Below are 25,776 nucleotides of genomic sequence, written 5' to 3' on the forward strand. Positions count from 1 at the left end.
GCCGGGGCGGGGTCAGGCCCGCGTCAGCCACGGGCGGAGCAGGCGGCTGACGGCGGGCATGGCCACGTAGGTCATGAGGGTGCTGAAGACGGCCGCGAAGGCGGCCGTCCGCAGCACCAGGTGCAGGTCCACCAGGTACGGCCCGAGCAGCATGTTGCCGGCGAGCGAGATGGGGAAGATGGCGAGCCCCGAGCTGACCGCCATCTTCCACCGCGGCGGCGCGGGCCGGGTCGTGCCCGGCTCGGCGAACCAGGTCTCCATGCCGTGCAGTTCGCGCCGGGCCGTCTCGGTGTGGCGGTGCCCCTCGCAGTTCGCGAAGAACGCGGCCCGCTCCGGCGAGTCCTGCCAGCGCCGGAACGCCTCCTGGTCGCGGAAGCGGTGCACGAGGAACCAGGGCGCACCGTCCCGCGACGGGCGGAACAGCCCGTAGCCCAGGTGTCCCGGGAAGGCGGCGGCGGTCTCCAGAATGGCGCGCGCCCACGCCTCGAAGGCCTCCTCGTAGCCCGGCTCGACCTGGCGGGCTATGAGGAGGCTCACCTCCCCGTTGTCGGCGGGGACGGTGCGCTCGGACGTGTCGGTGAGGGCCATCGGCCCAGGATGGCTAGTTCGAGCCGATCTTGGCGAGCAGGTCCACGATGCGGCCCTGCACGTCCTCCGAGGTGGCCCGCTCGGCGAGGAAGAGGACGCTCTCCCCGGACGCCAGCCGCGGCAGCGCCTCCGGTTCGATGCCGGCGGCCGTGTAGACGACCATCGGGGTCCGGCTGAGCAGGCCGTTCGCGCGGAGCCAGTCCACGATGCCGGCCCGCCGGCGGCGGACCTGCATGATGTCCATGACCACCAGGTTGGGCCGGATGCGGGCGGCGGTCTCCGCGGCGTCCGTGTCGGCGCCCGCACGTGCCACCTGCAGCCCGCGCCGCTCCAGCGCGGCCGTCAGGGCGGCCGCGATCTCGTCGCGCTCCTCGATCAGCAGCACCCGGGAGGGGTGCTGCTCGCTGTCGCGCGGCGCGAGCGCCTTCAACAGCACGGCCGGGTCCGCCCCGTACGCGGCGTCGCGCGAGGCGTGGCCGAGCCCGGCCGTGACGAGGACGGGCACCTCGGCGGCCACCGCGGCGGAGCGCAGCGACTGGAGGGCGGTCCGGGTGATCGGCCCGGTCAGCGGGTCCACGAACAGGGCGGCCGGGAACGCCGCTATCTGCGCGTCGACTTCCTCGCGGGAGTGGACGACGACGGGGCGGTAGCCGCGGTCATTGAGCGCCTGCTGCGTCTGCGGGTCGGGCGCGGGCCAGACCAGCAGCCGGCGCGGGTTGTCCAGCGGCTCGGGCGGCAGCTCGTCGTCGACGGGCGGCGGCGGTACGGGCCGGCTGACGACCTCCACGGCGCCGCCGGGCCCGTCCAGCGGTTCGGGGCCCTCCGCGGCGCCCGCCTCGGGCGCCCCTATCGCGAAGGCGCGGCCCTGCGGGGCGGGCTCGGCGAGCCGCCGCCGGCGGCCGGAGCCGCCCGCACCGGTTGCGTCGGAGGCTGTGCCGGCCGCGGCGGCGGGGTCCACGGCGATGCCCTGGCCGATGGTGCCGAGGGCGCGCACGCTGATGGGCCGGCCCGGCTCGGCGGAGGCGTCCTGGGCCTGCCGCGCCCCGGGCACGGCAGGCCGGCCGGAGGCGTCGTCGCCGTCGGGCGCGGTCCGGGCACCGGGGACCGGCCACGCGGACGGGGCGGGGGGCTCGGCGAGGCGCCGCCGCCCGGTCGGCGGTACGGCCGCCTCCGCACCGGCGGCGGCCTGCTCGGCGGGGGTGCCGGCGGGGACCCCGGGCGTGCCGAGGGCCCGGCGGGCACGCCGCCCGGCCGGAGCGTCTCCCTCGGCGGACGCCGGTACGGGCCCGGGCACACCGGCGGGGACGGAGCCGGGCACGGTCCCGGCGGCGGACGGCCCGGCGGCGGGCTTCGCTGCCGGGGCGGCATCGCCGTTCGAGCCGGCGGCGGCCGGCACCGCGGGCGGCGGCGGGAAGCCGGGGGCACCGGGCGGGGTCGGCGGCGGCGTCGGGCCGGGCGGCAGCGCGAACCCGCCCTCCGGCGCGACGGGCCGGGCCGGGGCTGCGGCGCCGGGCCCGCTCGGAACGGCCGGGCCGAGCCCCGTCGCGGGGACGGGGCCGCCGGGCCGTGCGACGGCCGCGGGACCCAGGGCGCGGCGGCGCCCTGCCGGGTGCTCGGTCACCGGAACGGGCGGCACGGCGGGCACGGGCGGCAGAGCGGGCACGGCTCCGCCCTGCGGCGGTACGGGCCGGGCGTCGCCGCCCTCGGGGCCGTTGTCGCCGTCGCGGCCCCGGCGGCGGCCGGTGCCCAGTCCGGCCGGGTTCACCGGGGACTGCGCGAGAGCAGCGGGACCGGCCGGTGCCGCCTCCGCGGCCGGGGCCTCGCCGCCCCGGCGGCGCCCGGACGGCAGCGCGAGCGCCCCGCCCGCGGCGGGCTCGTCCCGGTCCTCCAGAAAGGCGTCGACCCCGCGGCGGCCGCGGCGCCCGGTCCCCCGGCCGGCCTGCGGCTCGGGCTCCGGTTCGGGGTCGGTCTCCGGCTCCGGTTCCGGCTCGGGCAGGGTCACCATCCCGGCACCCGACCCGATCGGCAGTTCCAGTACGTACGCGCCGCCCGGCGCCCCGGGGACCTCGACGGTCTGGAGGACGCCCCCGTGCGCGGTCACGATGCCGCGCACGATCGGCTCGTGGACCGGGCTGCCGCCGTCGTACGGCCCGCGCACCTCGATGCGGACGACCTCGCCCCGCTGCGCCGCGGCGACGACGATCGTGGCGTCGCCGTAGCCGCTGCCCTGGGGGGTCTTCCCGGTGGCGTCCACCCCGGCGACGTCCGCCACGAGGTGGGCGAGCGCTGTCGCGACGCGGTCGGCGTCCACCTCGGCCTCGATGGTCGGCGCGTGGACGGCGAACTGGACCCGGCCCGGGCCGATCAGCTCGACGGCCGCGTCGACTCCGGCCGCGACCACCCCGTTCATGAGGACGTTCTTCTTCTTCAGCTTCTCGCTGCCCGCGTCGAGGCGCTGGAAGCCGAGCACGTTGTCCACGAGTGCGGTCATCCGGGAGTACCCGGCGGCCAGGTGGTGCAGCAGCTGGTTGGCCTCGGGCCACAGCTGGCCCCCGTCGTCGGCGGCCAGTGTGGCCAGCTCGCCGCGCAGCTCCTCCAACGGCCCGCGCAGGGACTCGCCGAGGACGGCGACGAGCTGGGCGTGGCGCGCGGCCAGGGCGTCGAAGGGCCGACGGTCGGTGAAGGTCATGACCGCGCCGACGAGCATGTCGCCGTCGCGCACGGGGGAGGTGGTCAGGTCGACGGAGACCGGCTGCCCGGCCTTGTTCCACAGCACCTGCCCGCGGACGCGGTGCTTGCGGCCGCTGCGCAGCGTGTCGGCGAGCGGCGACTCCTCGAAGGGGAACGGGGAGCCGTCGGCCCGGGAGTGCTGGATCAGGGCGTGCAGCTCCCGGTTGCCGAGGTCGGTGGCCCGGTAGCCGAGGATCTGGGCGGCCGCCGGGTTGACCAGGACGACCCGGCCTTCGGTGTCGGTGCCGACGACGCCCTCGGCGGCTGCGCGCAGGATCATCTCGGTCTGCCGCTGCGAGCGCGCGAGCTCGGCCTCGGTGTCCACGGTCTCGGACAGGTCCCGGACGACGAGCATCAGCAGCTCGTCGCCGGTGTACGAGGGCTGCGGCTCGCGGTAGGCGTCGCGGCCGTCGAGGTGGGCGTGGGTGACTTCGACGGGGAACTCGCTGCCGTCGGTGCGGCGCGCGACCATCCGCTTGGGCTTGGCGCGGCCGCCGTCGTCGTCGCCGGGCCGGCGCATCGAGCCGGGGATCAGCTTGGAGTCGAAGTCGGGGAAGAGGTCGAGCACGCCCCGGCCGACCAGGCCCGTGCCGGGGCTCTCCATGACCTCGAGGGCGATCGAATTCGCGTTGACGACGGTGCCGTTGGCGTTGACCAGCAGCAGCGCATCCGGAAGCGCGTCGAGTATTGCTGCGAGGCGAGCAGCGCCCCGGGATGGCCTGCTGCTCACGACGAGCTTCCTCCCTGACCAGGACTACCGGCATGTCACGGGAGGAGTCTAAGGGCACCTCCCCGCCGCGGGGTGGCCGATGTCGGGGCGGCCACCCCGGCCCGCGGCATCGTCCCAGGTCAGGAGCGCCCCGCCGGAAGCACAGGTTCCAAGTTGTTCCAGCGGGCGATCTCGCATCCGTTCGTTCGCCGGAACGTGGCATTCACCTTTTGTCCGCGCCACGTTCCGGTGATGCGCGCGGTGGCCGGCCCGCCGTCCTGCAGGGTGCACATCTGCCGCCTGGGCTCGGCGGCGAACGGATCCGAGCCGTCCTGTGCGATGCGGTCGAGGCGGGCGCACGCCCGGTCGCGCTCGGGGTGGTTCCCGCCGGTGGGGCGGCATTCCAGGGCGTACTCCCCCTCCGCCCGCGGGTTGCCGGTGGCGGACACGGCGATGGTGAGGCGGTCGGGGCTGCTCAGCAGCCTGCTCAGGGGCAGTGGGGGCAGCGGGCCGGCGGCCGTGGCGGCCAGGACGGAGGTGACGGCGAAGGCGGCGAGTCGCAGCATGGGGCACTCCAGGTCGTCCGTACGTCGTGCACCGGTACCAACGACGGCCCGGCGGAGCGCGTGACGGCCGCGGCGGCCGTGTGCCGGGAGTGATTAAGGCTTTGCCCTGTGACCGGCTGTCCTAGTACCGTGGGAGCGGATTGGTGACCGGCCCCGCGCCTGTGTCATCATCTGCACGCACCCTCCTCGCGGGGGTGTGCTGGAGGCGTCGCCTAGTCCGGTCTATGGCGCCGCACTGCTAATGCGGTTTGGGGCTTACCCCCCATCGAGGGTTCAAATCCCTCCGCCTCCGCAGCCACCGAAGCCCCGGTCCCCACGGACCGGGGCTTCGCTGCTTTTCCGGTCGCGGCCGACGGCTGCACGGGCAGGTCCCCGAGGCTCCCGAAACCGGGGGCCGGCCCGGTACGACCGGGCCGCCCCTCAGTCCGGATGATCGCCCTCCGGGACGTTTTCGCAGGTCAGAGCCGGTTTGCTTAACGGATTTCGCGTCCCGGCAAGGTCCATGTATTGTTGTTCTCGCAAGGCCAACGGGGCGAAAAACCCCGAGAAGCCCAAGCACTCGTAGCTTAACGGATAGAGCATCTGACTACGGATCAGAAGGTTGCAGGTTCGAATCCTGCCGAGTGCACAGCCGAAGAGGCCCCCCGGTTCACCGGGGGGCCTCTTGCGTTGATCATGTAGCGACGCGTACGCAGACGGTCGGGCGTGCGGGGCCGCGGGAGGGACACCAGGTGGACGACATCGACCGGGCGCTCGTCCGGAACCTGCAGGAGGACGCCGGCCGGTCGTACGCGGCGCTCGGCGCAGCAGTCGGGCTCTCCGCCGGCGCCGCCCACGAGCGGGTCCGCAAGCTGCGCGAGCGCGGCGTCATCCGGCGGACCACCGTCGAGGTGGACCCCGCCGCCGTCGGCAGCGGGGTGCTGGCCTACGTGATGGTCGACGCCAACGCATGGATGGGGGACTCCGCCGCCGCGTTCGCGGCGATCGCCGAGATCCAGGAGGCGCACGTCATCGCGGGCAGTGCCTCCGTCCTGGTGAAGGTGCGCACGGCCACGACCGAGCAGCTCCAGGACGTCCTGCGCCGTCTGTACGCCATCGACGGGGTCAGCGGAACGCAGGCCACCGTCGTGCTGGAGACCTTCTTCGAGCGGCCGGTCCCGCTGTGACCTGGCGGTGCACCGGAATTCGCTGGAGCGGAGGCCGGCCGGCCGTCGGTTGGACCGCGGACGGCCGCGGCGAGCGCACCAGCCCGCTCGTGTACGGCGCCGGGCTCGCCTTCGCCGCCCGCGGGGAGCGGCGCTGCCTCGGCGTCCGGCGGGCCGGGAAGCGGACGCCGTGCCCGGCGGGCGCCGCCGTGCCCGCCGCGGCCGGGAACGCCCAGTGCCCCGAATGCGCCCGCCTGGACCGGTCGTTCTCCGTGGCCGCGGACACCAACGCCGGCGATCCCCGCCCCTACCGGGTCTACCTGGCCTGGTTCGGGCCCGGGCTGGCCAAGGTCGGGATCACGGCCGAGGAGCGGGGGGCGGCCCGGCTCCTGGAGCAGGGGGCCGTGTCGTGGGCCTGGCTCGGCCGCGGCCCGCTGATGGCAGGCCGGCGCACCGAGGAGCTGCTGCGGGCCGCCCTCGGCGTGCCCGACCGGATCCCGTACGCCCGCAAGCGCGCCGTCCGCAGCAGGCTGCCCGCGGCCGCCGACCGGGCCGGTGCGGTCGCCGCGCTGCACGCGGAGGCGGCTGCGCTGGAGGGATGGCCGCAGTCGCTGGAGCGGCTGCCCTGCGAGTCGTCGACCATGCCGCGGTGTTCGGGCTGGACGGGCTGGACGATCCTGCCCGCACGGTCACCGCGATGGCGTCCGGAGGGGCCGTCGCCGGCCGGCTGGCCGCCGCGGCCGGGCCCGACCTGCACTTCTCCGACGGGCTCGTCCTGGACACCCGCCTGCTCGCCGGGTGGGAACTCGTCGCCGCCGCCGGCCGCACCACCGACGTGCCGGTGGCCGCCGTGCCGTCCGGCGGCGGCGCCCGCCAGGACGGGCTCTTCTGACGGGAGCCGGAGGACGAAGGGCACACCGCAAAGGTCAAATCTTGGATCCCTTCCGCCCGCAGGCCCCTTTTTCCGTGGACACGGGGCGGACCGCCGCAGAGGGTGGGGGCATGACCGCCACACCCGTACCCGCATTCGAACCGCCCTACGTCATGGCCGTGTTCACCTCCGTCCGCACCCCCGACGACAGCGGCTACCCCGAGACCCTCGCCCGCATGGCGGAACTGGTCCGGGAGGTCCCCGGCTTCCTCGGATACGAGTCGGCCCGCACCCCGGGCGGCCTCGGCATCACCGTCTCCTACTTCCGCGACCACGAGGCGCTCGCCCGGTGGCGCCGCGAGGAGGAGCACCGGGCGGCCATGGAGCAGGGCCGCCGGGACTGGTACGAGAGCTACACCCTGCACGTCGGGACCGTCGAGCGGAGCCACGGATTTGACCGCGACGCCTGACGCGGTGCGCGCCTTCCGGGAGCGGCTCGGCCTGCCCGGACTGGTCGACGTGCACACGCATTTCATGCCCGAACGGGTCCTCGCCAAGGTGTGGGACTACTTCGACGCGGCGGGCCCGCTCACCGGTGTCGCGTGGCCCATCACCTACCGGCACGAGGAGGCCCGCCGGGTCGAGCTGCTGCGGGAGTTCGGCGTCCGCGCCTTCACCTCCATGCTCTATCCGCACAAGCCGCAGATGGCCGCCTGGCTCAACTCCTGGTCGGCCTCCTTCGCCGCCCGCACCCCCGACTGCCTGCACACGGCCACGTTCTTCCCGGAGCAGGGGGCCGCGGACTACGTCCGGCAGGCGGTCGAGTCCGGGGCCCGCGTCTTCAAGGCGCACCTGCAGGTGGGCGGCTACGACCCGAACGACGCGCTGCTCGAACCGGTGTGGGGCCTGCTCGCCGAGGCGGGCGTCCCGGTCGTCGTGCACTGCGGGTCGGGGCCCGTGCCGGGCAAGCACACCGGTCCCGGCCCCGTCGCCGCCCTGTTGGCCCGCCACCCCCGGCTGGCGCTGGTCGTCGCGCACATGGGCATGCCCGAGTACGGCGACTTCCTCGACCTCGCCGAGCGGTACCCGCGGGTGCACCTGGACACCACCATGGCCTTCACCGACTTCTCGGCGCAGTTCGGCACCTTCCCGCCGAGCGGTCTCGGACGGCTCGCGGACCTCGGCGACCGGATCCTCCTCGGCACCGACTTCCCGAACATCCCCTACCCCTACGAGCACCAGCTCGACTCCCTGGAGAGGCTCGGCCTCGGCGACGCCTGGCTGCGCGCCGTCTGCCACGACAACGGGGCCCGCCTCTTCGCCCTCGACCGTGCGGGCCCGCCGGCCCGGCCGGACCGCCCGGGCGCGGGCTGACGCCGCGGAGGAACGGCGACAGGAGGCCGGCGGGCGTTTCTCAGGGAATTCACAGACAAGGGCAAGAACGCTCTCAGAGGCGGCAGGGACGGTGGTCGCATGACTGCGACGACCACCTCTCCTGCGTCCGCGTCCACCGGTCACGCCGCCGCCCTGGTGCGGCCCGACGGAGGGCCATGCCGGGTCCTCGTCGTCGACGACGAGGCGCCCCTGTCCGAACTGCTCTCCATGGCGATGCGCTACGAGGGCTGCGAGGTCCGCAGCGCCGGCGACGGGGCGGGTGCGGTGCGCGCCGCCCGGGAGTTCCGGCCGGACGTCGTCGTCCTCGACGTCATGCTCCCCGACATGGACGGTCTGACCGTCCTGGGGCACCTGCGGCGGGAGATCCCTCAGGTCCCGGTGCTGTTCCTGACCGCCAAGGACTCCGTCGAGGACCGGATCGCGGGCCTGACCGCCGGCGGCGACGACTACGTCACCAAGCCGTTCAGCCTGGAGGAGGTCGTCGCCCGGCTGCGCGGCCTGGTCCGCCGCTCGGGGGCCGCGCAGGCCGCCCGCGGCGGCTCCGTGCTGTGCGTGGGCGACCTGCTGCTGGACGAGGACAGCCACGAGGTGTCGCGAGCCGGCCGGGAGATCCACCTGACCGCCACCGAGTTCGAGCTGCTGCGCTACCTGATGCGCAATCCGCGGCGCGTGCTGAGCAAGGCGCAGATCCTGGACCGGGTGTGGTCGTACGACTTCGGCGGCCAGGCCAACGTGGTCGAGCTGTACATCTCCTACCTGCGGCGGAAGCTGGAGAGCGGCCCCGGCCTGCCGCCGATGATCCACACCCGGCGCGGGGCCGGATACCTGATCAAGCCGGCCGACCTGTGACGGGGCGGGCCCGCCCGCGGCCGGGCCGCGGTCCGGCCCGCCGCCTCCTGCGGCGCAGACGCACCTGGTCGCTGCGGGCCCGGCTCGTCGTCTCCGCGGTGTCGCTGATCGCCGTCGTCGGCGCCGCCATCGGCACCGTCACCACCCTCGCCCTGCGCTCGTACCTCGTCGCCAAGGTGGACCAGCAGCTGCGGATCAGCGTCGACATGGCCGGCCCCAAGGGGCCCGGTGCGGGCAAGCCCGGCCGTGACGCCCTCTGGTTCGTGGTCGCGCCCGGCACCCCGCTGGGCGCCGTCGGGATCCGCACCGACGCCGACGGCACCGTCCGCGGCGCCCACCTCTCCGCCTCCGGCGGGCCGGGCGCCGACCACCGGCGCACCCTCACCCAGGCGCAGACCGACGCCCTCGCCCGCGTCGCCCGCAAGGCGGCCGGGGCCGGGCGGACCGCACCCGCCGACCTGGACCTGCCGGGGCTCGGCGGCTACCGGGTCCTCGCCGCCCCTGACGGGAGCATCGCCCTCGGCTACCCGCTCGCCGAGGTCGACTCCACCGTCGGCACCCTGGTCGCGGTCGAGGTGTGCGTCACCCTGGCCGGGCTGATCGCGGCCTCCCTCGCCGGCCAGGCCATGGTCGGCGTCGCCCTCCGCCCGCTGCGGAGGGTGGCCGCAACCGCCACCCGCGTCTCGGAACTGCCCCTGCACAGCGGCGAGCCCGCCCTGCACGAGCGGGTCCCCGACGCCGAGGCCGATCCCCGCACCGAGGTCGGCCAGGTCGGCGCAGCCCTCAACCGGATGCTGGGGCACGTCTCCTCCGCCCTCACCGCCCGCCAGCAGAGCGAGATGCGGGTCCGGCAGTTCGTCGCCGACGCCAGCCACGAGCTGCGCACGCCACTCGCCTCCATCCGCGGCTACGCCGAGCTCACCCGGCGGGGGCGGGAGGTGCCCGGCCCCGACACCCGGCACGCGCTGGGCCGCATCGAGTCCGAAGCCACCCGGATGACCGGGCTCGTCGAGGACCTCCTCCTGCTGGCCCGGCTCGACGCGGGCCGCCCGCTCACCCTGGCCGACGCCGACCTGGCCCCCCTCGTCATCGACGCGGTCGGCGACGCCCGCGCGGCCGGCCCCGGGCACCACTGGCGCCTCGACCTCCCCGACGAGCCGGCCCCCGTCCGGGCCGACCCCGCCCGGATCCAGCAGGTCCTGGTCAACCTCCTGGCCAACGCCCGCACACACACCCCGCCCGGAACCACCGTCACCGCCCGTGTTTCACGTGAAACACCGGCGGTTTCACGTGAAACATCCACCGGAGCCGGGCGCCTGGAGCCCGTCGTCCGGCTCCGGATCGAGGACGACGGCCCCGGCATCCCCGCCGAGCTGCTGCCCCGCGTCTTCGAGCGGTTCGCGCGCGGCGACGCCTCCCGCTCGCGCACCGCGGGCTCCACCGGCCTCGGGCTCGCCATCGTCGCGGCCGTCGTCGCCGCACACGGCGGCAGCGTCAGCGTCGGGAGCCGGCCCGGCCGGACCTGCTTCGAAGTCGTCCTGCCCCTCGCCCCCGATCCCGCCCCGGGGACGCCGACGGCCGCGCCCGCCGAAGCCCCGGCCGTCCCGGCACCGCACTCACAGACGGGCCACAGGCTCACCACACAGCGGTGACAGCCCGCCCGGCCAGGCTCCGGGCATGCCAACCGACACTCCCGCCGGCACCCTCCCGGCACGGACGCCTCTGGCGCCCGTGCCGGGCGAGCCCGTCCTCGACGTGGTGGTCCCGGTCTTCAACGAGGAGACGGACCTGGGCCCGTGTGTGCGCAGGCTCCACGACCACCTCGGCCGCACGTTCCCGTACGCCTTCCGCATCACGATCGCCGACAACGCCAGCACCGACGCCACCCCCCGGATAGCAGCCGACCTCGCCGCCCGCCTCGACGGCGTCCGCAGCGTCCGGTTGGAGGAGAAGGGCCGGGGGCGCGCCCTGCGCACCGTCTGGGCCCGCTCCGACGCACCCGTCCTGGCCTACATGGACGTCGACCTCTCGACCGACCTCAACGCGCTGCTGCCGCTGGTCGCCCCGCTCGTCTCCGGCCACTCCGACCTCGCCATCGGCACCCGGCTGGCCCGCTCCTCCCGCGTGGTCCGCGGAGCGAAGCGCGAGTTCGTGTCCCGCGCGTACAACCTGCTGCTGCGCTCCTCCCTGGCGGCCCGCTTCAGCGACGCCCAGTGCGGGTTCAAGGCCATCCGGCGCGACGTCGCCGAGCGGCTGCTGCCGCTGGTGGAGGACTCCGGCTGGTTCTTCGACACGGAGCTGCTGGTGCTCGCCGAACGGGCCGGGCTGCGGATCCACGAGGTGCCGGTCGACTGGGTGGACGACCCGCACTCCAGCGTCCGCATCGCCCGGACCGCCGTCGAGGACCTGAAGGGCGTGTGGCGGGTGGGCCGCGCTCTCGCCACGGGCGCCCTGCCGCTGGACCGGCTGGCCCGCCCCTTCGGCGACGACCCCCGCGACCGCAGCGCCCTCCCCGGAGTGCCGAGCGGGCTGGCCCGGCAGCTCCTCGGCTTCTGCACCGTCGGCGCCCTGTCCACCCTCTGCTACCTCGCCCTCTACTCCCTCTTCCGGTCCGGCGCCGAGCCGCAGACGGCGAACGCGGCCGCGCTGCTGCTGTCCGCGGTCGCCAACACCGCCGCCAACCGGCGGCTCACCTTCGGGGTGCGCGGCCGCGAGCGGGCCGTGCGCCACCAGGCGCAGGGACTCGTCGTGTTCGGCGTCGGCCTGGCCCTGACCAGCGGCTCGCTCGCCGCGCTCGGCGCCGCCACCGCCCGCCCCGGGCACGGCACCGAACTGGCCGTGCTGGTCACGGCGAACCTCGCCGCGACCGTGCTGCGGTTCCTGCTCCTCCGCGCCTGGGTCTTTCCCGACCGGTGCACCCCTGCTGCAAAGGACCACCTGCGATGACCTCGGCCGTACCCCCCCTGGACGCCGCGCGAACCGACCGGGCCGCCGCCTCGGGCCGGGCTGCCGCCTCGGGCCGGGCCGCGGCCGAGCGCGGGGCCGCCGCCCCGGCCGTCCCCCGCCCCCGCTGGGAGCTTCCCGCCCTGGCGGCCCTGCTCGCGGCGACCGCCGCACTGCTGCTGTGGAACCTGGGCGCCTCCGGCTACGCCAACTCCTTCTACTCGGCGGCCGCCCAGGCCGGCAGCGAGAGCTGGAAGGCCTTCTTCTTCGGCTCCTCGGACGCCGGCAACTCCATCACCGTGGACAAGCCGCCGGCCGCGCTGTGGCCGATGGCCCTCTCCGTCCGGCTCTTCGGGCTCGGAAGCTGGCAGCTCCTCGTGCCGCAGGCCCTGATGGGCGTCGCCACGACCGCCGTGCTGTACGCGGCGGTCCGCCGCCACTTCGGCCCGGCAGCCGCCCTGCTCAGCGGCACCGTCTTTGCGCTCACCCCGGTCGCCGCCCTGATGTTCCGCTTCAACAACCCCGACGCGCTGCTGGCGCTGCTGCTGACGGCCACCGTCTACTGCGTGCTGCGGGCCCTCGACGGCGCCCGCACGGGCTGGCTGGTGGCCGCCGGGGCGGTGGTCGGCCTCGCCTTCCTGACCAAGACCCTCCAGGCGTTCGTGATCCTTCCGCCGCTGGCCCTCCTGTACGCCGTCTGCGCACCGACCCGGCTGCGCCGCAGGCTCGGGCAGCTGCTCGCGGCCGGGGCGGCCATGGCGGCGGCCGGCGGCTGGTGGGTGGCGGTCGTCGAGCTGTGGCCCGCCTCCTCGCGCCCGTACATCGGAGGCTCGCAGACCAACTCCTTCCTGGAGCTGACCTTCGGCTACAACGGCCTCGGCCGGATCAACGGCAACGAGACCGGCAGCGTGGGCGGCGGCGGTCGGCCCGGCGGTGGTGGCGGCTGGGGGGAGACCGGCATCGACCGGCTGTTCTCGGCCAATGTGGGCGGGCAGGCCTCCTGGCTGCTCCCGGCGGCCCTGGCCATGCTCGCCGCCGGGCTGGTGATCACCTGGCGGGCGGGCCGCCCGGTGGCCTCCGTGGAGTCCGCGGCGCGCGCCGCCTTCCTGGCCTGGGGCGGCCCGCTGCTGCTCACCGCGGCCGTCTTCAGCTACATGCAGGGCATCTTCCACGAGTACTACACGGTGGCCCTGGCCCCGTTCACGGCCGCGCTGGTCGGCATGGGCGTCGCCCTGCTGTGGGAGGAGCGGGGCAGTACGGCGGCAGCAGCCGCCCTGTCCGGCACACTCGCCCTGACCGCCTGGTGGTCGTGGGTGCTGCTCGGGCGTTCCCCGGACTTCCTGCCGTGGCTGCGCTGGACCGTCCTCGCCGCCGGTCTGGCGGCGGCCGCGGGGCTGCTCGCGGGGGCGCGGCCGGGCCGCCGGTTCACGCAGGGCGCGGCGGCGCTGGGGCTGGTCGCGGCGCTGGCCGGGCCCTTTGCGTACTGCCTGGCCACGGTGGCGTCCCCGCACACCGGCTCGATCCCGACGGCCGGCCCCGTGGTGGCCGGTGCGGGCCCCGGGGGCCGGAGGGTCTTCGAGGGCGCCGGCCTCCCGCCGGGCGCGGGTCCGCAGGGCGCCCCGGTGCAGGAGAGGCCGGGCGGCCTGCCGGGACGGGACGGACGGCCGGCCAACGGCCGGATGCTCCCCGGCGGCCAGGACGGCGCGCCCGCGGGTCCCGGAGGCCCCGCGAGCGGCACCGGCGGACCGCGGGGCGGCGGAGCCGGCGGCCCGGGCGGCCTGCTGAACGGGACGAAGCCGAGCGGGGAGGCCGTGGCGGCCCTGCGCGCAGGCGCGGACGCGTACACGTGGGCGGCCGCCGTCGTGGGAGCCCAGAACGCGGCGGGCTACCAACTGGCCTCCGGGGAGGCGGTGATGCCGGTCGGCGGCTTCAACGGCAGCGACCCCTCACCCACCTTGGAGCAGTTCCGGGAGTACGTGCGGTCCGGCAGGATCCACTACTTCATCGGGGGCGGCGCAGCTCCCGCCGCCGGTGAAGGCGCGGGGATGCGGCGCGGCGGCGGCCCGGGCGGCGCCACCAGCAGCGCGATCACGGAGTGGGTGGAGGCCAACTTCACTGCGAAGACGGTCGGCGGAGCGGTCTTCCACGACCTGACCGATCCTCTGGGCGCTGCCTCCGGCGCGTCCTGATGTCGCCGGGGCCGCCCCGGGGCACCCCCTGGCACCGCGACGGCGGCCGGGCTCGGCGGGCAGGGCAGGGCAGGGCCCGCTGCCGTGAGGAGGTGGTCGTGGCGACCGCGGCCGAATCCGCAAAAGACGGCGACCGGACCAGCGTGTGGCTTGCCGGCAGGCCCGCCGTGCCCTCGCCGCGGCGCCGCGGCGAGGGCGCGTCAGCCGTGGGGCCGGGAGCGGGTCACGGCGGCCGCCGTCCGGCTGCCGGCCGCGGCGGGGCCGGCCGGGTTCTCGATGAGGCCGCTCGCGGCCGGGCCCGGCGTCACAGCGATGTCCCTGTACCGGTACGTCGACACCAAGCACGAGCTGCTCGAACTGACCCCGAACCGGGCGCGGGGCGAGCTTCCGCTGCCTCCCGAGGACCCCGCCGGCCGTGCGGGCCGGCCGGACGGGCTGCGGATGACGGCCCGCGGCCACCACGGGATGCCGGCCGACCATCCGTGGGCGGCCCCGCTTGCGGCCGCGTGCCCGCACCCCGGCCCGCATGCCCGTGCCTTCGACGCAGCCCTGCACCGGCTGCCGGGCTCCGCCGGACCGGAAGACGCCGGCCGGGCGGGCGCCCACGTGGCCGTGCGGCAGTTCCTGCACGGCTGCGGAGGCCCTGCCGGCCGGTCCCGACGCCAGGCCCGCGACGTGCTGATCGCGGGCATCTCGGCGACGGCCGAGGCATCCCGGGCGCGGCAGGGGCCCGGCCCCGCCGCCCGGTAGCCGCGGCCTAGCCGTGGCGCCGCCTCCGCCGCCCCCTAATCCTGCGCGGAGGACGCCGAACCGTGCTCCGCCGGAGCGGACTTCAGCGCGACCTCCTTGATGAACACCGCCAGGAGCAGCGCGAGGAGGGCCGAGGGGGCGGCGTACAGGAACACGTCGCCGACGCCGTGCCCGTACGCGGACTCGATGACCGCGCGCAGCGGCGCGGGCAGGGTGTCGAGGTCGGGGATGCCCCCGCCGGCGGTGCCGCCGTGGCCCATCGCGGCCGCCTTCGGGCCGAGGGCGGCCAGCCCCTCCTCGACGTAGTGGCTGACCCGGTGGGCCATGAGCGCGCCGAGCGCCGAGACGCCGACGGCGCCGCCGAGGGAGCGGAAGAAGGTGACGACGGAGCTGGCTGCGCCGAGGTCGCCGGGCGCGACCTGGTTCTGGGTGGCGAGGACGAGGTTCTGCATCATCATGCCGAGGCCGAGCCCGGTGAGCGCCATGAAGACGGCGATGTGCCAGTACGGCGTGTCGTGGCGCAGGGTGCCGAGGAGCCCGAGGCCCGCGGTCAGGAGCACGCCGCCGGAGACGATCCACCCCTTCCACCGGCCGGTCCTGGTGATGACCTGGCCGGACACGGTGGAGGAGACGAACAGCCCGCCGATCATCGGGATGGTCAGGATGCCGGACATGGTGGGGGACTCGCCGCGGGCCAGCTGGAAGAACTGACTGAAGAAGACCGTGCCGGAGAACATCGCGGTGCCGACGAACAGGGAGGCGGCCGAGGCGAGGGCGATGGTCTTGTTCCGGAAGAGCCGCAGCGGGATGACCGGGTCTGCGGCGCGGCTCTCGGCGAGGACGAAGAGCAGGCCGAGGACGACGGCGCCGCCGGTCATGGCCAGGGTGGTCCAGGAGATCCAGCCGTAGGAGTCGCCGGCCTGGGTGACCCAGATGAGCAGCAGCGAGACGGCCCCGCTGACGAGGAGCGCACCGAGCCAGTCGACCTTGGCGTCGGCGCGGCGCACGACGGGCAGCCGGAGCGTCTTCTGCAGGACGACGAGCGCGATGACGGCGAAGGGGACGCCGACGTAGAAGCACCAGCGCCAGCCCAGCCAGTCGGTGTCGGTGATGACCCCGCCGAGCAGCGGCCCGCCGACGGTGGCGACGGCGAAGACGGCGCCGAGGTAGCCGCTGTACCGGCCGCGCTCGCGCGGGGAGATCATGGCGGCCATCACGATCTGCGCGAGGGCGGACAGGCCGCCGACGCCGATGCCCTGGACGACGCGGCAGGCGATGAGCATGCCGGTGTTCTGGGACAGCCCGGCGACGACCGAGCCGAGCACGTAGACGACGAGGGCCAGCTGCACCAGCAGCTTCTTGCTGAACAGGTCGGCGAGCTTGCCCCACAGGGGGGTCGCGGCGGTCATCGACAGCAGGGCGGCGGTGACGACCCAGGTGTAGGAGGACTGGGTGCCGCCGAGCTCGCCGATGATCTGGGGGAGGGCGTTGGAGACGATCGTCGAGGAGAGGATCGCCACGAACATGCCGAGCATCAGCCCGGAGAGCGCCTTCATGATCTGCGGGTGGGTCATCGGCGCGGGCGCGGCGTCGGCGGGCGCCTGGTCGGACGGGGCCTGCGGCGGGCCGCCTCCCTTCACCCGTGCGGGTGAGGTCGTGGTCATGCGGGTTCCTTCGTCTAGGGGCTCGGCCGGAAGCCCGTTCGGACGCTCGTCCGGAGCCGGGCCAGCAGCGAGCACAGGGCGTCGACGTCGTGGGCGGACCAGTCGGCCAGGGCTCCGGCCAGCGCGCCGGTGTACCGGGCGCCGATCTCGGCCAGGAGGGCGGCGCCGGCGGGGGTGAGCCGCAGGATGCGGCAGCGGCCGTCTCCGGGGTCGGCGTCCCGGGCGATCCAACCGCGGTCGGCGACGTGGGCGACGTGGCGGCTGGTCACCGAGATGTCGATGCCCATGAGGTCGGTGAGGCGGCTGAGGCGCATCTCGCCGTGGCGGTCGAGGATCGTCAGGACGGCCGCGGAGCCCGGAGGGCAGTCCGGCGGGAGGAGTCGGGCGAGGTCCCGTTTGACCGCGCCGATGCCGGCGAGCTGCCGGGCCAGTTCCTCGTAGCGGGCCGCCGGGGCGGTCTGCGTCGGCATCTGGCCCTCCTCCTCCGAATGTCGTTGCTCCGGGCAACCATAGAAGCGGTTGGTTGCTACAGGCAAATGAATTCGGGCCATCCGGCGGTAAAGGAATCCCCAAAGCCGCTAGGGTCCGCGCCATGTCTTCGCACCACGACTCACCGGCCGCCGAAGCTCCGCAGGACCCGGCGGCCGACACCCAGATGTTCCGCGCCTTCGTCGAGGAGGGCGCCAGCGGCCGGCGCGCCGCGGAACGCCCGGCCGAGGGCGGGGGGAACCTCGCCGCACTCGCCGCCGGGTTCGCCGCGGTCCTCGCCGCGGCGCTCTGGATCGTCCTGCGCTGACGGTACGCCGACACCCGCTCGGCAAGCGGACAAGGGCGGCTCAGCTCCAGGCGGCGGTGGCCCGCCGGATCTCCACGTGCATGCCGAGGGGGACCCGCCAGGCGTCCAGGCAGACCGTGTACGTCTGCGTCCGCGCCGTCCCGCCGGCCAGCGGGGCGGGCAGGGGGCGGCTCGTCCTGACCGTGGCCCAGTCGATGCCGAGGGCGCCGATGACGTGCGTCTCGAAGGTGATCGTCCCCGAACGGACCGCCGTGCCGCCCGTGTTGGCGATGCGGACGGTCACCTGCTCGCACCAGCGGTCCGCCGCCGGCGCGCGGGCGGGGCTGCCCACAGTGACGTACGCGGGCGCGGGCGGGGACGCCGGGGGCGGCGGGGTACCCGGGGCCGGGGCCGGCGGACTGCCCGGCGGGATCCCGGGCGCGGGCCCCGAGGGCCCCGGAGCGGGTGGAGCCTGGCCGTCGTGCCCCCTGGGCGGTACGGAGCCCCCGCCACCCACGCCGGGTACGCCGCCGAGCCCCGCGGGTACGCCGCCGCCCCCACCCGGTACGCCGCCCCCGGGGCCGCCGGCGCTCGGGCTGCCCGGAGCCCCGGCCCCCGTACCGGCCGCGGCCGAGGGCGCGGGCCCGTCCGCCGCGGGCGGATCGCCGAGCCGCCGGTACTCCACCGGCCCCCGCGGGGCGACGTTGTCGCCGGCGCGCCGCTCCGGCCCGGGTGCCGCGGCTCCGGAGGCCGTATAGCCGCCGGTCGGGGTGCCGGCACAGCCGGCCAGGCAGGCCGCGGCCGCCCACAGGGCGAGCAGCGCGGCGGCCCGGACGCCCGGCGCGCGGCCGGAGGTGCGGGCGCGGCGGCGGGCGCGGGCGGCTCCGGGCCTGGGGCATCCGTCGGGCACGCGCCGCAGTGTGGCTGACGTACCGTCACATGTAAACCCCGCCGGCGCATGCGCGTGCGGCCGCCGGATCCGGGAGGAGCCCGGACCGGGCGGCCGCACGCGTGCGGAGCGTCAGTCCCCGATCAGCCCGACGCGGAGCTGCGCGAGCGTGCGCGTCAGCAGCCGGGAGACGTGCATCTGGGAGATGCCGACCTCCTCGCCGATCTGCGACTGCGTCATGTTGGCGAAGAAGCGCAGCATGATGATCTGTCGCTCGCGGGGCGGCAGTTTGGCCAGCAGGGGCTTGAGGGACTCGCGGTACTCGACCCCTTCGAGCGCGGTGTCCTCGTAGCCCAGCCGGTCGGCGAGGGAGCCGTCGCCGCCCTCGTCCTCCGGGGAGGGCGAGTCGAGCGAGGAGGCGGTGTACGCGTTGCCGACGGCCAGCCCGTCGACGACGTCCTCCTCGGACACGCCGAGCACGGCGGCGAGTTCGGGCACGGTCGGGGAGCGGTCGAGCCGCTGGGCGAGCTCGTCGCTCGCCTTGGTGAGGGCCAGGCGCAGCTCCTGGAGGCGCCGCGGGACCCGCACGGACCAGGAGGTGTCCCTGAAGAACCGTTTGATCTCGCCCACGACGGTGGGCATCGCGAACGTCGGGAACTCGACGCCCCGTTCGCAGTCGAACCGGTCGATCGCCTTGATCAGGCCGATGGTGCCGACCTGGACGATGTCCTCCATCGGCTCGTTGCGGCTGCGGAAGCGGGCGGCGGCGTACCGCACGAGCGGGAGGTTCAGCTCGATGAGGGTGTCGCGCACGTAGGCCCGTTCGGGGCTGTCCGGGTCCAGGGCGGCGAGTCGCTGGAAGAGGGAGCGGGAGAGGGTGCGGGTGTCGATGGCTTCCGAGCGGTGGGACACCGCGGGTGCTGTCGGCGCATCGCTCTTGACGAGCGTGAGCACCTTGGAGCTGCCCTGGTCTTCGGACATGCCACCCCCTTGAGGTCGCGGACGGTCGCGTACGGCGCGCCCGTCGGAGGAACGCAGCCTCAACCTGAATACCGGAGCCGGGGCTGCGGCAAACGCGGTTCAAGCAGAATGTCACATGTCGGCAACGCGCTGTAGCGCCATGTCGACATATATCTCCAGCGATAGAGCGGATTGCGCCGGTTCTGTCGGGAAACGCTCGGCGGATCTCCACCCGATCCGGTTACGCCTCGATCCTGTTTGCGGATCGGAGTCGAGCGAAGCTCCGGGCGAGCAGGCGCGAGACGTGCATCTGGGAGACGCCGAGCTCCGCGCTGATCTGCGACTGCGTCAGGTTGTTGTAGTAGCGCAGCAGCAGGATCCGCTGCTCGCGCTCGGGCAGCTGCACGAGCAGGTGCCGGACGAGGTCGCGGTGTTCGACGCCGGCGAGCTCGGGGTCCTCGTACCCGAGCCGGTCGAGCAGGCCCGGCAGGCCGTCGCCCTCCTGGGCGGCCTCCAGCGAGGTGGCGTGGTAGCTGCGCCCGGCCTCGATGCAGGAGAGCACCTCGTCCTCGCTGATCCGCAGCCGTTCCGCGATCTCGGGGGTGGTGGGGGTGCGGCCGTGGAGGGTGGTGAGGTCCTCGGTGGCGGCGTTGACCTGGACCCACAGCTCGTGGAGCCTGCGCGGCACGTGCACGGTGCGGACGTTGTCGCGGAAGTATCGTTTGATCTCGCCGACCACGGTCGGCATGGCGAAGGTCGGGAACTGCACCCCGCGGTCCGGGTCGAAGCGGTCGATGGCGTTGATCAGGCCGATGGTGCCGACCTGCACCACGTCCTCCATCGGCTCGTTGCGGCTGCGGAAGCGGGCGGCCGCGTACCGCACCAGCGGCAGGTTGGCCTCGATCAGTGCGCCGCGGATCCGCTCGTGCTCGCGGGTGCCCGGCTGGAGGTCCTTCAGCTGCCCGAAGAGGACCTGGGTGAGCGCCCGGGTGTCCGCGCCCCGGCTCTGCGGCCTGGGGGGCGGCGGGGCCTCCTCCTGGCCGTGCTGCGGGTCCTGCTGGGGTGGCACCTGAGGCGCAGTACTGGCCGGCACGGTCACGCCACCCCTTCGGATCAACCAGATCAACCACATCAACTATCCGTCAAAAGCGGTCATAGCATCACAACACATGTGCACTGTATGCAAGCACCGTATATCGCCGTGTTGAGGGCAAGTTGGGCATAATGGGGCGTTCTTGGTGGAGTGCCACGAGGGTGGGGAACGCAAAAACCCCCACCCGTAGGAGTGGGGGGCCGTTCGGCCCGGAGGGCCGCCTCGGCTTACGGGTTTCAGGTCACCAGTTCGGTCATGAACGCGCCGATGCCGTGGGCGGCGTCCGAGATGCCCTGGAAGCCGATCTTCACGATGTCGGCGGCCTTGACCGGCTGCGTGATGATCACGAAGAGCGCGAAGACGACGAGCCCTCCCGTGATCATCTTCTTGGTCTCCATCAGCGGTGTCGGCCTCCCCAACCGGTCCTGCCAGGTCGGGTGAGTCTATCCGGTCGGTCCCGCGCGCCGGCCCGGCCTTCGGGACCAACGGCCCTGCCCCGCGGGCCCTTTGCCGCGCCGTGCGCCGTGTGCGGGCCCGCAGGATGGAGGCGGGTCCGCCGGTTGCGGCAGGGAGCCGGTGGACCCGGCCCGACGGGGTCCGCCGCGGGCCGGGACCGCACCTCCCCCGGCAGGGTCCCGGCCCGCGGCCCCGCCGTGCGCTACTGGATGGCGCCGAGCAGCCCCAGGACCGGGGCGGCGGGTGCGACGACCGGCTCCAGGTGGTTCGGGAGCTCCGCCAGCTGGTTCAGCTGGTTGAGCGCGTTCAGCTGCCCGCCGATCTCCTGGACGGAGCCCGGTACGGCCCCCTCCGGCATCCCCGCGGGGCGCGGCAGGTCCGGAAGGGTGAGGGGCGCCACGGGCGCTGCGGAGGCGGCGGGTGCGGCGAGCCCCGCGGCGGCCCCCGCGAGGGCGACGGCGGCGAGCATGCGCTGGGTCTTGGTCATGCCGTGACAACGCCCGGCGGGCGGTGCGGTCACGCGGCGGGCGCCGCGGGCATCCCGGGCTCACCGGTGCGGAGTACGGGCCCGGGGCCGCGAACCCGGTACGAGGCGCTGCCGTACGAAGCCTCCGCGACGAAGCGCTCCGCTGCGGGGGCCTCCGCCACCACGCCGCCGCCAGGCCTCCGGTACGAGGCGCTCCGCACCCCGGAAACCGCCGAGAGCCCCGGCCCTTGCGGGACGAGGCTCTCGATCGGAGCGGTAGCGGAGGGATTTGAACCCCCGATGGGTTGCCCCATACTCGCTTTCGAGGCGAGCTCCTTCGGCCACTCGGACACGCTACCGAGAGAGATCCTAGCCCAAGGTCGGCCCAGTTCCGAAATCCGCCTCCCGGGCGGGCCCCGCCGCCCGGGCTCACAGCTCCCGGAAGAAGTCCGTCAGCTGCTGCGCGCACTCCTCCGCGAGCACCCCGCGGACCACTTCGGGGCGGTGGTTGAGCCGACGGTCCCGTACGAGGTCCCACAGGGAACCCGCGGCGCCCGCCTTCTCGTCCGCCGCGCCGTACACGACCCGGGCCACCCGCGCCTGGACGAGCGCGCCCGCGCACATCACGCACGGCTCCAGGGTCACCACCAGCGTGCACCCGGCAAGCCGCCATTCCCCGAGCCGGGCGGCCGCCCGGCGCAGCGCCAGCACCTCGGCGTGCGCCGTCGGGTCGCCGGCGGCCTCCCGTTCGTTGTGCCCGGAGGCGAGCAGCTCCCCGTCCGGGCCGAGCACGACGGCGCCGACCGGCACGTCGCCGGCCGGCACCGCCCGTGCGGCTTCCCGCAGCGCCAGGCGCATGGGGTCCCGCCACGGGTCCCGTACGGGATCGGGGGCGGGCCCGGGCCCGGAGGGCTGCGGGGGGTGGTGCTCGGTGATCACTAGCGGACAGCCTCCAGCACCTCGGTCGCGCCGAGGGACTCGGCGATCTCCGAGAGGGCGTCCCCGTCGAGGGTCATCAGCTGCTTGTGGGTCACCCCGAGGTCGTCCAGCAGGCGGGGGTCGCCGAGCGGGCCGGCCGGAACCGGTTCCGCGCCGGAGCCGGCGCCGTCGTCCCCGTCGTCCGATCCGCCGTACGCGGTGATCGCCTCCTCCTCGCCGTCCTCGGTGCCGTCCAGGTCCAGTTCGTCGAGTTCGTCGTCCTCCTCGTCGCTGCCCAGCAGCTCGTCGGTCAGCATCGAGCCGTAGGAGCTGCGGGAGGCCGCGGCGGCGTTCGAGACGAAGTACCGCGGGTCCTCCTCGCCGTCCACGCGGACGACGCCGAACCAGGCGTCCTCCTGCTCGATGAGGGCGACCACCGTGTCGTCGTCGACAGCGGCGGCACGGGCGAGATCGATCAGATCACTGAGGGACTCGACGTCGTCGAGTTCCATGTCGCTCGCTTCCCACCCGTCTTCGGTGCGCGCGAGCAGTGCGGCGAAGTACACCGTGACTCTCCCACTGGTCATAGGCGTGCCGGTTGGAGGTCCCCCCGGCCGGAGGTGGGGAGGGTTGGAACGGCCGTGCTGCTCGCCGTTTCGTGCCCCGCCCAATCGGCATCGTGGCAGAAACAGCGGCTTTGCGAGAGGTCTTCCGCGCTTGCGTCGTGCCGTGCCGCCCGCGGCGGCGGGCGCAAGGCGGCCCGTCGGCCACGGCGGGGCCGGGCGGCCGGCGCCGGGCGGGGGCACCCCGGCGGGGCGCGGCGTACGGCCGACCGGCGGTCGCCCGCGCGCGTGGCCGGGCCGCGGACCTGCGGGCGCGCCGGAATCCGCCCGGTGGCCACGGGCGTCACAGGGGTCCCTCACGCCGCAGGCGTCACCGGCAGGGCGCGCATCACCAGCGGAATGTGCGCATCCGCATCTGCTGGCGCATGCGCGCGGCGCGGGCGCGCCGGGGCTGGACGCGGTCGCGCAGGGCGCGCGCTTCCATCAGGTCGCGCAGGAACTGCGCGCGGCGCGCTCGGCGCTGCGCCGCCGTTTCGGGCGCGTCGTCCTCGCCGCTGTCTCGGCTCGGCTGCGTGTCGGGCATCGGCCACCACCCACCCCGGCTGGTCAGGTCTTCCTCCTCCGCCGGTGCGGAGGAAACCCCTCCGCACCCACCTTCCCCCCGTCGGCCCTCTTGACGCCACCCCCGCGCAGGTCAGGCGTCGTCCGAGAGGGCCGGGACGACGGCCACCGGGCCGTGCGCGTGGTGCAGCACGGCGTGCGCGACGGAGCCGATCGCGAGACCGCGGACGCTGCGCCTCGGGTGGTGGCGGCCCACAACGACGAGCGCCGCGGACCGGGAGGCTTCGACGAGCCCGCCCGCCGCGTCGCCGGGTACGGCGGCCTGGGCGACGGCGGTGTCCGGCGCGCGCTCCCGGTGCGGGGCCAGTCGCCGGCTCTGGGCGCGCAGCATGTCGCGTTCGGCCGGGGCGGTGTCGGCGCCGTCCGCGAGCCCCTCCGGGGTGAGCACCGTGAAGGGGGTGTCGGCCACCACCACGGGGGACGGCGGGACGGCGTACGCGGAGAGGACCTGGAGGTCCGTGCCGCGCGAGGCAGCCTCGGCGAAGGCGAAGGCGATGACGTCGTCCGGGGTCTCGTCGACGTGCAGCCCGAGGACCACCCGGCCGGCGGAGGGGCCCGCCGCGTCGCCGGCGGCGGCGTCGCGCGCCTCGTGCGGGACCACGACGACCGGGCAGGGCGCCGTCCCGGAGACGGCCCTGCTGTTCGAGCCGAGCAGCAGGGCGGCGAAGCCGCCGCGTCCGCGCGACCCCATGACCAGCATCAGCGCGTCGGCGCCGATCACGCGCAGCGCCTCCGGGACGGAGCCGGTCAGGGACTCGTAGCGGACGTCCTCCGGGGCGCCGGGGGCCTCGGCGAGCAGGGTGTGGATCCGCTCCGCGACCGGGTCCTCCCATTCCGCGGGAGCGCCCGGATCGGCGAGGGAGGAGCGGCGGGCGACGTACAGCTGGGCGCTGTCGGACAGGACGTGGGCGATGACGAGCCCGGTGCCGTGCCGCACGGCCGCGGCGCAGGCCCATTCGAGGGCGCGCAGGCTGTGCTCGGATCCGTCGACGGCCGCGATCACCGGTGCATTGGTCACGTGACCAGCGTGCTGGGCGCCCGGCCGGGCCGCATCCGCAGGGGCCGGGCGGGGCCCGGGCGGGCGTCGGGGCGCACGGGGGTGCGCACACCGCGTAGCCTTTTGGGTGTGGGTCGCGAAAACGTGCGGCCGTTTTTGCTGGTCGCAGGTCGAAACCCGACTCTTGAGCCTTGGAGGATGCTGTGCGTTTGCAGGTCGTCGATCACCCCCTGGTGGCGCACAAACTGACCACCCTGCGCGACAAGCGCACCGACTCCCCCACGTTCCGCCGGCTCGCCGACGAGCTGGTGACGCTCCTCGCCTACGAGGCCACCCGCGACGTCCGCACCGAGCAGTCCGACATCGAGACGCCGGTCGCCCCGACCACCGGTGTGAAGCTGTCGCACCCGCGCCCGCTGGTCGTGCCGATCCTGCGCGCCGGCCTCGGCATGCTCGACGGCATGGTGCGGCTGCTGCCGACGGCCGAGGTGGGCTTCCTGGGAATGGTCCGCAACGAGGAGACCCTGGAGGCCTCCACGTACGCGACGCGCATGCCGGAGGACCTCTCCGGACGCCAGGTCTACGTCGTGGACCCGATGCTGGCGACGGGCGGCACGCTGGTCGCGGCCATCCAGGAGCTGATCAAGCGCGGCGCGGACGACGTGACGGCCGTGGTGCTGCTGGCCGCGCCGGAGGGCGTCGAGGTCATGGAGCGCGAGCTCGCGGGCACGCCGGTGACGGTCGTGACGGCCGCGGTGGACGAGCGGCTCAACGAGCACGGCTACATCGTGCCGGGGCTGGGCGACGCGGGCGACCGCATGTACGGCTCGGCCGAGTAGCAGTCCACGGGCCCCGGTGCCGTACGGCGCCGGGGCCTTCTCCTGCCTCCGGTCCGGCCTGCCGGCCCGCCGCCGGCCGCCGCCCGCCGCCGGGTCAGCAGGCCGGTGCGGCCGCCGGCTTGGGGTTGGCCAGCAGCGCCAGCTCCTGGTCCGCGGTCGCCTTCGGGCTCAGCTCCGTGAACGCGTCGCCGAGGATCAGGTCGATGTCGGCGCCCTCGCGGGCGTCGCTCTGCAGGGTGTCGCCCGCGAGCTGCGTGCCGAGCACGGAGTAGGCCGCCTTGTCGGTCTTCGGCGAGCCGAGCAGTATCCCCGTCCCGGGGACCTTCTTGTCGAAGTCGGCGGGGGCGTTGCCGACCTGGCCCACGGTGAACCCGCGCGCCTTCAGCTCGTCCCCGACGGCCTTGGCCAGGCCCGCGCGCGGGGTGGCGTTGTAGACGTTGACGGTGATGTCGGCGGGCTGCGGCAGGACCACCGCGGGGGCGTTCGCCGGCGCGGCCGAGGCCGCCCCGCTGCCCTTGTCGGGGCACTTCCCGCCGGCGGCGGGGCGCCGTCCGTCGCCGTCGCCGCGGAACACCTCGATGAGCTGCAGGGATCCGTAACCGAGCAGGGAGATCCCGAGGACCGCGCCGAGTACGGCGAACACGATCCGACGGCGGCGCGGGCGCCGGCTCAGGCGGGGGTAGGCCGCTCCCGTGACGCGGTACTTTCCGCCCATGCCGGGGGGAGTGAGCATGCTCATGGGCGCAGCGTAATACCGGGCGCAGAGGTTGCCCACCGAATGATCTGTTGATAGGGCAAGA

Annotated in this window: 25 protein-coding genes, 3 tRNA genes and 1 pseudogene; 13 read left to right on the top strand and 16 right to left on the bottom strand. The window is 75.0% G+C overall.

Going from position 1 to position 25,776, the window contains the following annotated elements:
* Nucleotides 1-12: 12 nt before the first annotated feature.
* From IE170_RS03510 to IE170_RS03520, 3 genes are all read right to left on the bottom strand, one after another.
* Nucleotides 13-588, bottom strand: a complete 576-nt coding sequence (locus IE170_RS03510) for an antibiotic biosynthesis monooxygenase (RefSeq protein ID WP_189807825.1) — start codon at nucleotides 586-588, stop codon at nucleotides 13-15.
* A 13-nt stretch (nucleotides 589-601) separates the two neighbouring features.
* Nucleotides 602-4,048 carry a PAS domain-containing protein gene (locus IE170_RS03515; protein WP_189807826.1) on the bottom strand — a complete coding sequence of 1,149 codons (3,447 nt, stop codon included), beginning with the start codon at nucleotides 4,046-4,048 and terminating at the stop codon, nucleotides 602-604.
* A 119-nt stretch (nucleotides 4,049-4,167) separates the two neighbouring features.
* Nucleotides 4,168-4,593, bottom strand: a complete 426-nt coding sequence (locus tag IE170_RS03520; RefSeq protein ID WP_189807827.1) for an SSI family serine proteinase inhibitor — start codon at nucleotides 4,591-4,593, stop codon at nucleotides 4,168-4,170.
* Nucleotides 4,594-4,794: 201 nt separating this feature from the next.
* Between IE170_RS03520 and IE170_RS03525 the strand changes: the two genes are divergently transcribed.
* The 11 genes and pseudogenes from IE170_RS03525 (at nucleotide 4,795) to IE170_RS03575 (ending at nucleotide 14,735) form a co-directional block, all read left to right on the top strand.
* Nucleotides 4,795-4,885: transfer RNA gene (locus tag IE170_RS03525), tRNA-Ser, on the top strand.
* Nucleotides 4,886-5,148: 263 nt separating this feature from the next.
* A tRNA-Arg gene (locus IE170_RS03530) sits at nucleotides 5,149-5,221 on the top strand.
* A gap of 103 nt (nucleotides 5,222-5,324) precedes the next feature.
* Nucleotides 5,325-5,759: an Lrp/AsnC family transcriptional regulator gene (locus IE170_RS03535; RefSeq protein WP_189807828.1), complete on the top strand. Its 435-nt coding sequence runs from the start codon at nucleotides 5,325-5,327 to the stop codon at nucleotides 5,757-5,759.
* Nucleotides 5,756-6,630 (top strand): annotated as a pseudogene (locus tag IE170_RS03540) (DUF2797 domain-containing protein). Before IE170_RS03535 ends, IE170_RS03540 begins: the two are co-directional and overlap by 4 nt.
* 110 nt (nucleotides 6,631-6,740) lie before the next feature.
* Nucleotides 6,741-7,079 (top strand): antibiotic biosynthesis monooxygenase family protein, encoded by a 339-nt coding sequence (locus IE170_RS03545; RefSeq protein WP_189807829.1) that lies wholly within the window; start codon nucleotides 6,741-6,743, stop codon nucleotides 7,077-7,079.
* Nucleotides 7,063-7,983: an amidohydrolase family protein gene (locus IE170_RS03550; protein WP_189807830.1), complete on the top strand. Its 921-nt coding sequence runs from the start codon at nucleotides 7,063-7,065 to the stop codon at nucleotides 7,981-7,983. The genes IE170_RS03545 and IE170_RS03550 overlap by 17 nt, the downstream gene beginning before the upstream one ends.
* Before the next feature lie 99 nt (nucleotides 7,984-8,082).
* Complete coding sequence (locus IE170_RS03555; protein WP_308428356.1) at nucleotides 8,083-8,853, top strand: response regulator transcription factor; 771 nt, start codon at nucleotides 8,083-8,085, stop codon at nucleotides 8,851-8,853.
* Nucleotides 8,854-8,900: 47 nt separating this feature from the next.
* On the top strand, nucleotides 8,901-10,505 hold the full coding sequence (locus IE170_RS03560; protein WP_223855545.1) for a sensor histidine kinase: 1,605 nt from the start codon (nucleotides 8,901-8,903) through the stop codon (nucleotides 10,503-10,505).
* A gap of 25 nt (nucleotides 10,506-10,530) precedes the next feature.
* Nucleotides 10,531-11,799, top strand: a complete 1,269-nt coding sequence (locus IE170_RS03565) for a bifunctional glycosyltransferase family 2/GtrA family protein (RefSeq protein WP_189807832.1) — start codon at nucleotides 10,531-10,533, stop codon at nucleotides 11,797-11,799.
* On the top strand, nucleotides 11,796-13,985 hold the full coding sequence (locus IE170_RS03570) for a glycosyltransferase family 39 protein (protein ID WP_189807833.1): 2,190 nt from the start codon (nucleotides 11,796-11,798) through the stop codon (nucleotides 13,983-13,985). The genes IE170_RS03565 and IE170_RS03570 overlap by 4 nt, the downstream gene beginning before the upstream one ends.
* A gap of 312 nt (nucleotides 13,986-14,297) precedes the next feature.
* Nucleotides 14,298-14,735 (top strand): hypothetical protein, encoded by a 438-nt coding sequence (locus IE170_RS03575; RefSeq protein WP_229884578.1) that lies wholly within the window; start codon nucleotides 14,298-14,300, stop codon nucleotides 14,733-14,735.
* Between the two features lie 35 nt (nucleotides 14,736-14,770).
* Here IE170_RS03575 and IE170_RS03580 read toward each other — a convergent pair whose 3' ends face one another.
* Nucleotides 14,771-16,309, bottom strand: coding sequence for an MDR family MFS transporter (locus tag IE170_RS03580; protein ID WP_469810020.1), 1,539 nt, complete (start codon nucleotides 16,307-16,309; stop codon nucleotides 14,771-14,773).
* 104 nt (nucleotides 16,310-16,413) lie between these two features.
* Entirely contained in the window at nucleotides 16,414-16,869 is a 456-nt protein-coding gene (locus IE170_RS03585) for a MarR family winged helix-turn-helix transcriptional regulator (RefSeq protein ID WP_189807836.1), read from the bottom strand.
* A 122-nt stretch (nucleotides 16,870-16,991) separates the two neighbouring features.
* Here IE170_RS03585 and IE170_RS03590 point away from each other — a divergent pair, with 122 nt between their 5' ends.
* Nucleotides 16,992-17,195, top strand: a complete 204-nt coding sequence (locus tag IE170_RS03590; RefSeq protein WP_189807931.1) for a hypothetical protein — start codon at nucleotides 16,992-16,994, stop codon at nucleotides 17,193-17,195.
* Between the two features lie 40 nt (nucleotides 17,196-17,235).
* Here IE170_RS03590 and IE170_RS03595 read toward each other — a convergent pair whose 3' ends face one another.
* The 10 genes from IE170_RS03595 to IE170_RS03640 all read right to left on the bottom strand — a co-directional run bounded on the left by IE170_RS03595 (nucleotide 17,236) and on the right by IE170_RS03640 (nucleotide 24,158).
* The gene (locus IE170_RS03595; RefSeq protein WP_229884579.1) at nucleotides 17,236-18,084 is read right to left on the bottom strand and encodes a hypothetical protein; all 849 of its coding nucleotides are present in this window, start codon (nucleotides 18,082-18,084) and stop codon (nucleotides 17,236-17,238) included.
* Between the two features lie 111 nt (nucleotides 18,085-18,195).
* Nucleotides 18,196-19,044 carry an RNA polymerase sigma factor SigF gene (locus IE170_RS03600; RefSeq protein WP_189807837.1) on the bottom strand — a complete coding sequence of 283 codons (849 nt, stop codon included), beginning with the start codon at nucleotides 19,042-19,044 and terminating at the stop codon, nucleotides 18,196-18,198.
* Nucleotides 19,045-19,264: 220 nt separating this feature from the next.
* On the bottom strand, nucleotides 19,265-20,116 hold the full coding sequence (locus tag IE170_RS03605; RefSeq protein WP_189807838.1) for an RNA polymerase sigma factor SigF: 852 nt from the start codon (nucleotides 20,114-20,116) through the stop codon (nucleotides 19,265-19,267).
* A 236-nt stretch (nucleotides 20,117-20,352) separates the two neighbouring features.
* Entirely contained in the window at nucleotides 20,353-20,514 is a 162-nt protein-coding gene (locus IE170_RS03610; RefSeq protein WP_185902808.1) for a hypothetical protein, read from the bottom strand.
* Nucleotides 20,515-20,774: 260 nt separating this feature from the next.
* The gene (locus IE170_RS03615; RefSeq protein ID WP_189807839.1) at nucleotides 20,775-21,059 is read right to left on the bottom strand and encodes a hypothetical protein; all 285 of its coding nucleotides are present in this window, start codon (nucleotides 21,057-21,059) and stop codon (nucleotides 20,775-20,777) included.
* A 253-nt stretch (nucleotides 21,060-21,312) separates the two neighbouring features.
* Nucleotides 21,313-21,397: transfer RNA gene (locus tag IE170_RS03620), tRNA-Ser, on the bottom strand.
* 70 nt (nucleotides 21,398-21,467) lie between these two features.
* Entirely contained in the window at nucleotides 21,468-21,896 is a 429-nt protein-coding gene (tadA, locus tag IE170_RS03625) for a tRNA adenosine(34) deaminase TadA (protein ID WP_189807922.1), read from the bottom strand.
* 80 nt (nucleotides 21,897-21,976) lie between these two features.
* Entirely contained in the window at nucleotides 21,977-22,522 is a 546-nt protein-coding gene (locus IE170_RS03630) for a tRNA adenosine deaminase-associated protein (protein WP_189807923.1), read from the bottom strand.
* Nucleotides 22,523-22,907: 385 nt separating this feature from the next.
* The gene (locus tag IE170_RS03635; RefSeq protein WP_114058232.1) at nucleotides 22,908-23,102 is read right to left on the bottom strand and encodes a hypothetical protein; all 195 of its coding nucleotides are present in this window, start codon (nucleotides 23,100-23,102) and stop codon (nucleotides 22,908-22,910) included.
* Between the two features lie 111 nt (nucleotides 23,103-23,213).
* Entirely contained in the window at nucleotides 23,214-24,158 is a 945-nt protein-coding gene (locus IE170_RS03640) for a universal stress protein (RefSeq protein ID WP_229884580.1), read from the bottom strand.
* Between the two features lie 182 nt (nucleotides 24,159-24,340).
* Between IE170_RS03640 and upp the strand changes: the two genes are divergently transcribed.
* Nucleotides 24,341-24,976, top strand: a complete 636-nt coding sequence (gene upp, locus IE170_RS03645; protein WP_114058231.1) for a uracil phosphoribosyltransferase — start codon at nucleotides 24,341-24,343, stop codon at nucleotides 24,974-24,976.
* Between the two features lie 94 nt (nucleotides 24,977-25,070).
* Here upp and IE170_RS03650 read toward each other — a convergent pair whose 3' ends face one another.
* Nucleotides 25,071-25,715 carry a LytR C-terminal domain-containing protein gene (locus tag IE170_RS03650; protein ID WP_189807840.1) on the bottom strand — a complete coding sequence of 215 codons (645 nt, stop codon included), beginning with the start codon at nucleotides 25,713-25,715 and terminating at the stop codon, nucleotides 25,071-25,073.
* Nucleotides 25,716-25,776 lie beyond the last annotated feature (61 nt).

Origin of the sequence: Streptomyces toxytricini (assembly GCF_014649915.1) — a bacterium.
Classification (GTDB): Bacteria; Actinomycetota; Actinomycetes; order Streptomycetales; family Streptomycetaceae; genus Streptomyces; species Streptomyces toxytricini.